This is a genomic window from Burkholderia guangdongensis (assembly GCF_013403875.1).
GTDB lineage: Bacteria > Pseudomonadota > Gammaproteobacteria > Burkholderiales > Burkholderiaceae > Burkholderia > Burkholderia guangdongensis.
Genome location: NZ_JACBNX010000039.1, coordinates 23020 through 29389, shown reverse-complemented (window position 1 = coordinate 29389; position 6370 = coordinate 23020). Strand labels below are relative to the sequence as shown.

6 protein-coding genes are annotated in these 6370 nt (G+C 68.3%); 3 read left to right on the top strand and 3 right to left on the bottom strand.

Annotated features, from left to right (window positions below; translation table 11 throughout):
• Positions 1 to 516: porin (locus HZI36_RS25985; protein WP_179405541.1), on the top strand; the 516-nt coding region annotated here is incomplete at its 5' end.
• 31 nt (positions 517 to 547) lie between these two features.
• Here HZI36_RS25985 and HZI36_RS25980 read toward each other — a convergent pair.
• From HZI36_RS25980 to trxB, 3 genes are all read right to left on the bottom strand, one after another.
• Positions 548 to 1171 (bottom strand): TRIC cation channel family protein, encoded by a 624-nt coding sequence (locus tag HZI36_RS25980; RefSeq protein WP_179405540.1) that lies wholly within the window; start codon positions 1169 to 1171, stop codon positions 548 to 550.
• On the bottom strand, positions 1158 to 1943 hold the full coding sequence (locus HZI36_RS25975) for a Smr/MutS family protein (RefSeq protein ID WP_179405539.1): 786 nt from the start codon (positions 1941 to 1943) through the stop codon (positions 1158 to 1160). Before HZI36_RS25975 ends, HZI36_RS25980 begins: the two co-directional genes overlap by 14 nt.
• Before the next feature lie 148 nt (positions 1944 to 2091).
• A complete protein-coding gene (trxB, locus tag HZI36_RS25970) occupies positions 2092 to 3054 on the bottom strand; it encodes a thioredoxin-disulfide reductase (RefSeq protein ID WP_179405538.1) in 963 nt (320 codons plus the stop codon).
• 271 nt (positions 3055 to 3325) lie between these two features.
• On the opposite strand from trxB, the gene HZI36_RS25965 reads away from it, so the two are divergent.
• Positions 3326 to 5635, top strand: coding sequence for a DNA translocase FtsK (locus HZI36_RS25965; protein ID WP_179405537.1), 2310 nt, complete (start codon positions 3326 to 3328; stop codon positions 5633 to 5635).
• Positions 5636 to 5679: 44 nt separating this feature from the next.
• Positions 5680 to 6366 (top strand): outer membrane lipoprotein chaperone LolA, encoded by a 687-nt coding sequence (gene lolA / locus HZI36_RS25960; protein WP_179405536.1) that lies wholly within the window; start codon positions 5680 to 5682, stop codon positions 6364 to 6366.
• The last annotated feature ends 4 nt before the right edge of the window (positions 6367 to 6370 follow it).

The window sequence follows — 6370 nt, the reverse complement described above, 5'->3', positions numbered from 1 at the left end:
GTGGCCGAGTTCGTCGGCGCGTCCGGCGGGAACACGTTCGCGAAGGACATGCGCGCGACCGTCGGGCTGCGCTATACGTTCGATTCGCTGAAGTTCGTGGCCGGCTACCGCTGGGGCAACACGCTCGCGCCGTCGTCGGGCTCGCCGCTGTACTCGCCGCACCAGGACGACATGTACTGGGCCGGCGTCACGTGGACTGCCACGCCGGCCGCGCGTTTCACGGTCGCGTACTACTACGACGACATCAAGCACGCGACTGTCAACGGCACACTCCTCAAGCCGAAGGGGCCGCAGCAGTGGCTTGCGATCGCGGACTACAGCCTGTCGAAGGCGACCGACGTCTATGCGTCATTCATGTATTCGCGCTTCGCGTCGCTGAACTGGGACAACGTCGGTTATACGCCGAGCGGGCAGTCGGTGGGCTACTACCTGCCGTCGGGCGCGCAGACGTACTACATGACGCCGGGCTCGACCGGCCAGCTCGGCGCGTCGGTCGGTATCCGGCACGTGTTCTGAGCGTTCGATTCCGTGCTGGGTGGACGGCTGCTCAATGCGGCAGCCGGATCTCGAGCTTGTACGTGACGAGCCGCGCGATCAGGATGAAGCCGGTGCCGGCGATCACGCTGTAGATGGGATCGACGTCGAGCCGGTCGAGCAGCAGATAGAACCAGCTGCCGACGAACGCGCAGGTCGCGTACGGCCGCGAGTCGCGCAGCAGCAGCGGGATGTCGTTGCACAGCACGTCGCGCAGGATGCCGCCGACGACCGCGGTGATCACGCCCATCAGCACCGCGATGAACGGCGGCATCCCGGCGTCCAGCGCGATCGACGTGCCGGAGATGCTGAAGAGTCCGAGCCCGATCGCGTCGGCGACGAGCAGCACCCGTTCGGCCGACAGCTTCGACAGCATCCGCAGCACGTACGGCGCGACGAGCGACAGCCCGAAGACCACGAGCAGATAGTCCTCGTGCACGACCCAGTAGAACGGCCGGCGCTCGAGCAGCACGTCGCGCACGGTGCCGCCGCCGAACGCGGTGACGGTCGCGACGATGAACGTGCCGACCGAGTCGAGCCGGTTCTTGCGCGCCTCGACGAAACCGGAGATCGCGAACGCCAGCGTCGCGATCGCCTCGAGCACCGCGAGCGCGAGCGTGAGCCTAGGATGCGGCACGCGGCCCCCGATCGCCCGGCGCGGCCGGCGGCTGCAGCAGCACGAGTACCGCGCCCGCGCCGCCGTCGTGGCCGCGCGCCTCGCAGAACGCGATCACTTCCTCCTTCTGCACGAGCCACGCGCGCACCTTGCCCTTCAGCACCGGCTCCTTGCCGATCGAGCCGAGGCCCTTGCCATGGATCACGCGCAGGCAGCGCAGCCCTTTCTTGCCGGCGTCGCGGATGAACTCGGCGAGCGCGTCGCGCGCCTCGTCGCGGCGCATCCCGTGCAGGTCGAGCTGCGCCTGCACGATCCACGCGCCGCTTCTCAGCTTGCGCACGACGTCGCGGCTGATGCCGGGGCGGTGGTAGTACAGCGATTCGTCGCTGTCGAGCAGCGTCTCGGGATCGAACTCGTCGGATAGCGTCGCGGACAGCACCGCCTCCTCGTCGCGCTGCGTCTGCTGCGGCACGGGCGGCGGCGGCTCGCGGCCGCCCGCCGCGCGCGGCGGCGCGGCGAGCGGTGTGATCGCGCCGATTTGGGCACGGAACAGGTTCGCGTCGGCCGACGCCTGCTGCTCGGCCCGCGCGGCTTCCACGCGTTCGCGCTCGCGGCGCTCGGCTTCGCCCTTCAGCGCGGTGCGCAGCGAGCCGAGGCCGGCGAGGCCCTGGCCGCGTGATGTGGCAGGGGCGGGCGCCGTCGGCTGAGCAGGGGCCGTAGCGGCGGGTTGAGCGGAGCGGGCGGCGGCCTGCCGCTTCGCGGGGTCGCTCGGATGGGGCTGGTTCTTCGCCATGATGTCGTACGCAAGGCAAGCGGCGCGCAGGCGGCGCGCACGGGCATAAAAACGCTGCATAAAAAAAACCGCTGCGCGGCGGCAGCGGCTTTTCGGCAGGCGGCGGCGCGGCAGCGGACGCCATTGTAGCGCCCGCCGCGCGCGATGCTTACTTGCGGTCGTGCAGGGTCTCGAGATAGCGCTGCGCGTCGAGCGCGGCCATGCAGCCGGTGCCCGCGCTCGTGATCGCCTGGCGGTACACGTTGTCCTGCACGTCGCCGGCCGCGAACACGCCCGGCGCGCTCGTCGCGGTCGCGTTTCCGCGCAGGCCGCTCTGCGTGATGATGTAGCCGTCCTTCATCTCGAGCTGGCCGTGGAAGATGTCGGTGTTCGGCTTGTGGCCGATCGCGACGAACAGGCCCTGCACCGCGACGTCCTCGGTCGCGCCGGTCTGCACGTGCTTGATGCGCACGCCGGACACGCCGGACTGATCGCCGGTCACTTCGTCGAGCACGTGGTTCCACTTGATCTCGACGAGCCCTTCCTTCTCCTTCTCGAGCAGGCGGTCGACGAGGATCGGCTCCGCGCGGAACTTGTCGCGGCGGTGGATCAGCGTGACCTTCTTCGCGATGCCGGTCAGGTAGAGCGCTTCCTCGACCGCGGTGTTGCCGCCGCCGACCACCGCGACGTTCTGGTTCCGGTAGAAGAAGCCGTCGCACGTCGCGCAGGCGGACACGCCCTTGCCCATGAACGCTTCCTCGGACGCCAGGCCGAGATACTGCGCGGACGCGCCGGTCGCGATGATCAGCGAGTCGCACGTGTATTCGCCGGAGTCGCCGATCAGGCGGATCGGGCTCTCGTGCAGCTTCGCGGTGTGGATATGGTCGAACACGATCTCGGTGTTGAAGCGCTCCGCGTGCTCGAGGAAGCGCTGCATCAGCTCGGGGCCCTGCACGCCGTTCGCGTCCGCGGGCCAGTTCTCGACGTCGGTCGTCGTCATCAACTGGCCACCCTGGGCGATGCCGGTGACGAGCACCGGGGAGAGGTTCGCGCGCGCCGCGTAGACGGCGGCGGTGTAGCCGGCGGGGCCGGAACCGAGAATCAGGACTTTCGCGTGTTTGGGCGTGGACATGTGCAGAATCCGTAAAGGGCGGCCGCGGCGGGCGAATCGGCGCCGCCGGACGGTCGGGTGGACCGGTATGCCGTCGTAGATGGGTATCAGACGCGCATTATAAAGGCCCGCCTGCCGCGTTGCCGAACGAACGTTTCTATCGCGCCGATAGCGTGCGCCGCGCGATGTAACCGTCATTTACACTCGACCGTGCGGTGCAGCGTTTACAATACGCGGGATCGAACGATTGGCGGCCGGCAGCGTGCGCGGCCCGCCTTCTCAATACGGATTCATGGCAAAAGCTCCTTATTCCGCCCAGGCACAGGCGTTGCCGCACCGGATGTCGAAGCTCCTCACGGAGATCCGCTGGATTCTCCAGGTCGCGCTCTGCGCGTTTCTGGTGATGGCGCTGCTGAGCTATAGCCGGCACGACCCGAGCTGGACGCACGCCGCGCAGGTCGACCGCATCGCGAACTGGGCGGGCCGCTTCGGCGCGTGGACCGCCGACATCGTGCTGCTGCTGTTCGGCGTGTCCGCGTACTGGCTGATCGTGCCGCTCGGCCGGCGGATCGCCGCGAACTACCGCCGCATCACCCATCATGAACCGCTCGACGATGCGCCCGAGCGGCCGATCGGCTGGCTCGCCGAAGGCGCCGCGTTCGTGCTCGTGCTGCTCGCAAGCGACGGGATCGAGGCGCTGCGCATGTGGTCGCTGAAGGTCCAGTTGCCGCGCGCGCCCGGCGGCGTCGTCGGCGACGCGGTCGCGCGCGCGACGTCGCACGCGCTCGGCTTCACCGGCGGCACGCTCGCGCTGCTCATCGCGCTCGCGATCGGGCTGTCGCTGTATTTCCGCTTCTCGTGGCTGTCGGTCGCCGAGCGCGTCGGCGATGCGCTCCTGTCGGCCGTGAACGTCGCGAAGCTGCGCCGCGAGGCCGAGCGCGACCGCAAGCTCGGCGAGGCCGCCGCGGTGCGTCGCGAGGGCAAGGTCGAGGAGGAGCGCGTGCGGATCGAGGATCACGAGCGCGTGACGATCGTGCCGCCGGTTGTCACGCCGGCGAAATCCGAGCGCGTCGAGAAGGAGCGGCAGGTGCCGCTGTTCACCGACCTGCCGGGCGATTCGACGCTGCCGCCGGTGTCGCTGCTCGACCCGGCGCCGAAGGCGCACGAGACGATTTCGGCCGACACGCTCGAATTCACGTCGCGCCTGATCGAGAAGAAGCTGAAGGATTTCGGCGTCGAGGCGAGCGTCGTCGCCGCGTATCCGGGCCCGGTCGTCACGCGCTACGAGATCGAGCCGGCCACCGGCGTGAAGGGCAGCCAGATCGTGAACCTCGCGAAGGATCTTGCGCGCTCGCTGTCGCTCGTGTCGATCCGCGTCGTCGAGACGATTCCCGGCAAGAACTTCATGGCGCTCGAGCTGCCGAACCAGCGCCGCCAGACGGTGCATCTGTCCGAGATCATCGGCTCCGAGGTGTACGCGGCCGCGCCGTCTGCGCTGACGCTCAGCCTCGGCAAGGACATCGGTGGCAAGCCGGTGTGCGCGGATCTCGCGAAGATGCCGCACCTGCTCGTCGCCGGCACGACCGGCTCCGGCAAGTCGGTCGGGATCAACGCGATGATCCTGTCGCTGCTGTACAAGGCGACCGCCGAGCAGGTGCGGCTGATCCTGATCGATCCGAAGATGCTCGAAATGAGCGTGTACGAAGGGATTCCGCATCTGTTGTGCCCGGTCGTCACCGACATGCGGCAGGCGGGCCACGCGCTGAACTGGACCGTCGCCGAGATGGAGCGGCGCTACAAGCTGATGAGCAAGCTCGGCGTGCGCAACCTCGCCGGCTACAACAACAAGATCGACGACGCCGCGAAGCGCGAAGAGAAGCTCCCGAACCCGTTCAGCCTGACGCCGGACGATCCGGAGCCGCTCGGCCGGCTGCCGAACATCGTCGTCGTGATCGACGAGCTCGCCGATCTGATGATGGTCGTCGGCAAGAAGGTCGAGGAGCTGATCGCGCGGATCGCGCAGAAGGCGCGTGCGGCGGGCATCCACCTGATCCTCGCGACGCAGCGGCCGTCGGTCGACGTGATCACCGGCCTGATCAAGGCGAACGTGCCGACGCGGATCGCGTTCCAGGTGTCGTCGAAGATCGATTCGCGCACGATTCTCGACCAGATGGGCGCCGAGTCGCTGCTCGGGATGGGCGACATGCTCTATCTGCCGCCCGGCACCGGCCTGCCGGTGCGCGTGCACGGCGCGTTCGTCGCCGACGACGAAGTGCATCGCGTCGTCGAGAAGCTGAAGGAGCAGGGCGAGCCGAACTACATCGACGGCCTGCTCGAAGGGGGCACGGCCGACGGCGACGAGGGCTCGGCCGGCGCGGGAACCGGCGAAGGCGGCGGCGAGTCTGATCCGCTGTACGATCAGGCCGTCGAAATCGTGATCAAGAACCGGCGCGCGTCGATCTCGCTCGTGCAGCGGCATCTGCGCATCGGCTACAACCGCGCGGCACGGCTGCTCGAACAGATGGAGCAGTCGGGGCTCGTGTCGGCGATGTCGTCGAGCGGCAACCGCGAAATCCTCGTGCCGGCGCGCGACGCGGAATGAGTCCGCGGCGCGCGGCGCCGGCCATCCACGGAGAAAACCGTCTCATGCAGCAACATTCGTTCGCTTCTTCCGTTCGATCGACGCGCCGCTGGCTCGGCGCGCTGGCCGGCGCGTCGCTGATGCTCGCCGCGTCGCATGCGTTAGCGAGCGGCACCGAGCAACTGAAGGCGTTCGTCGCGAAGGTACATTCGGCGAAGGGCGAGTTCACGCAGCAGATCGTGAAGGCGCCGCCGAAGGGCGCGAGCGCGACGGACGCCGTGCCGGCCGCGACCGACAACTCGAGCGGCACGTTCGTGTTCTCGCGTCCGGGCAAGTTCATCTGGGCGTATCAGAAGCCGTACCAGCAGGTGCTGCAGGCCGACGGCGCGAAGCTCTACGTGTACGACAAGGATCTGAACCAGGTCACCGAGCGTCCGCTGTCGGGCGCGCTCGGCGCGAGCCCGGCCGCGATCCTGTTCGGCAGCAACGATCTCGACAAGAACTACACGCTGCATGATGCGGGCGTGAAGGGCGGCATCGACTGGCTCGAGTTGCAGCCGAAGTCGCAGGACACGCAGTTCCAGCGGATCGGCATCGGCTTCAGGAACGGCGCGCTCGCCGCGATGGAGTTGCACGACGTGTTCGGCAACGTGACGCTGCTGACCTTCACGAACATCCAGACGAACCCGCCGCTGAAAGCCGATCAGTTCAAGTTCGTCGTGCCGAAGGGCGCCGACGTGATCACCGGCTGATTTC

Coding starts and splice junctions, on each gene's coding strand:
- HZI36_RS25975 (WP_179405539.1), bottom strand. CDS start 1,943: ATGGCGAAGAACCAGCCCCATCCGAGCGACCCCGCGAAGCGGCAGGCC.
- trxB (WP_179405538.1), bottom strand. CDS start 3,054: ATGTCCACGCCCAAACACGCGAAAGTCCTGATTCTCGGTTCCGGCCCC.
- HZI36_RS25965 (WP_179405537.1), top strand. CDS start 3,326: ATGGCAAAAGCTCCTTATTCCGCCCAGGCACAGGCGTTGCCGCACCGG.
- lolA (WP_179405536.1), top strand. CDS start 5,680: ATGCAGCAACATTCGTTCGCTTCTTCCGTTCGATCGACGCGCCGCTGG.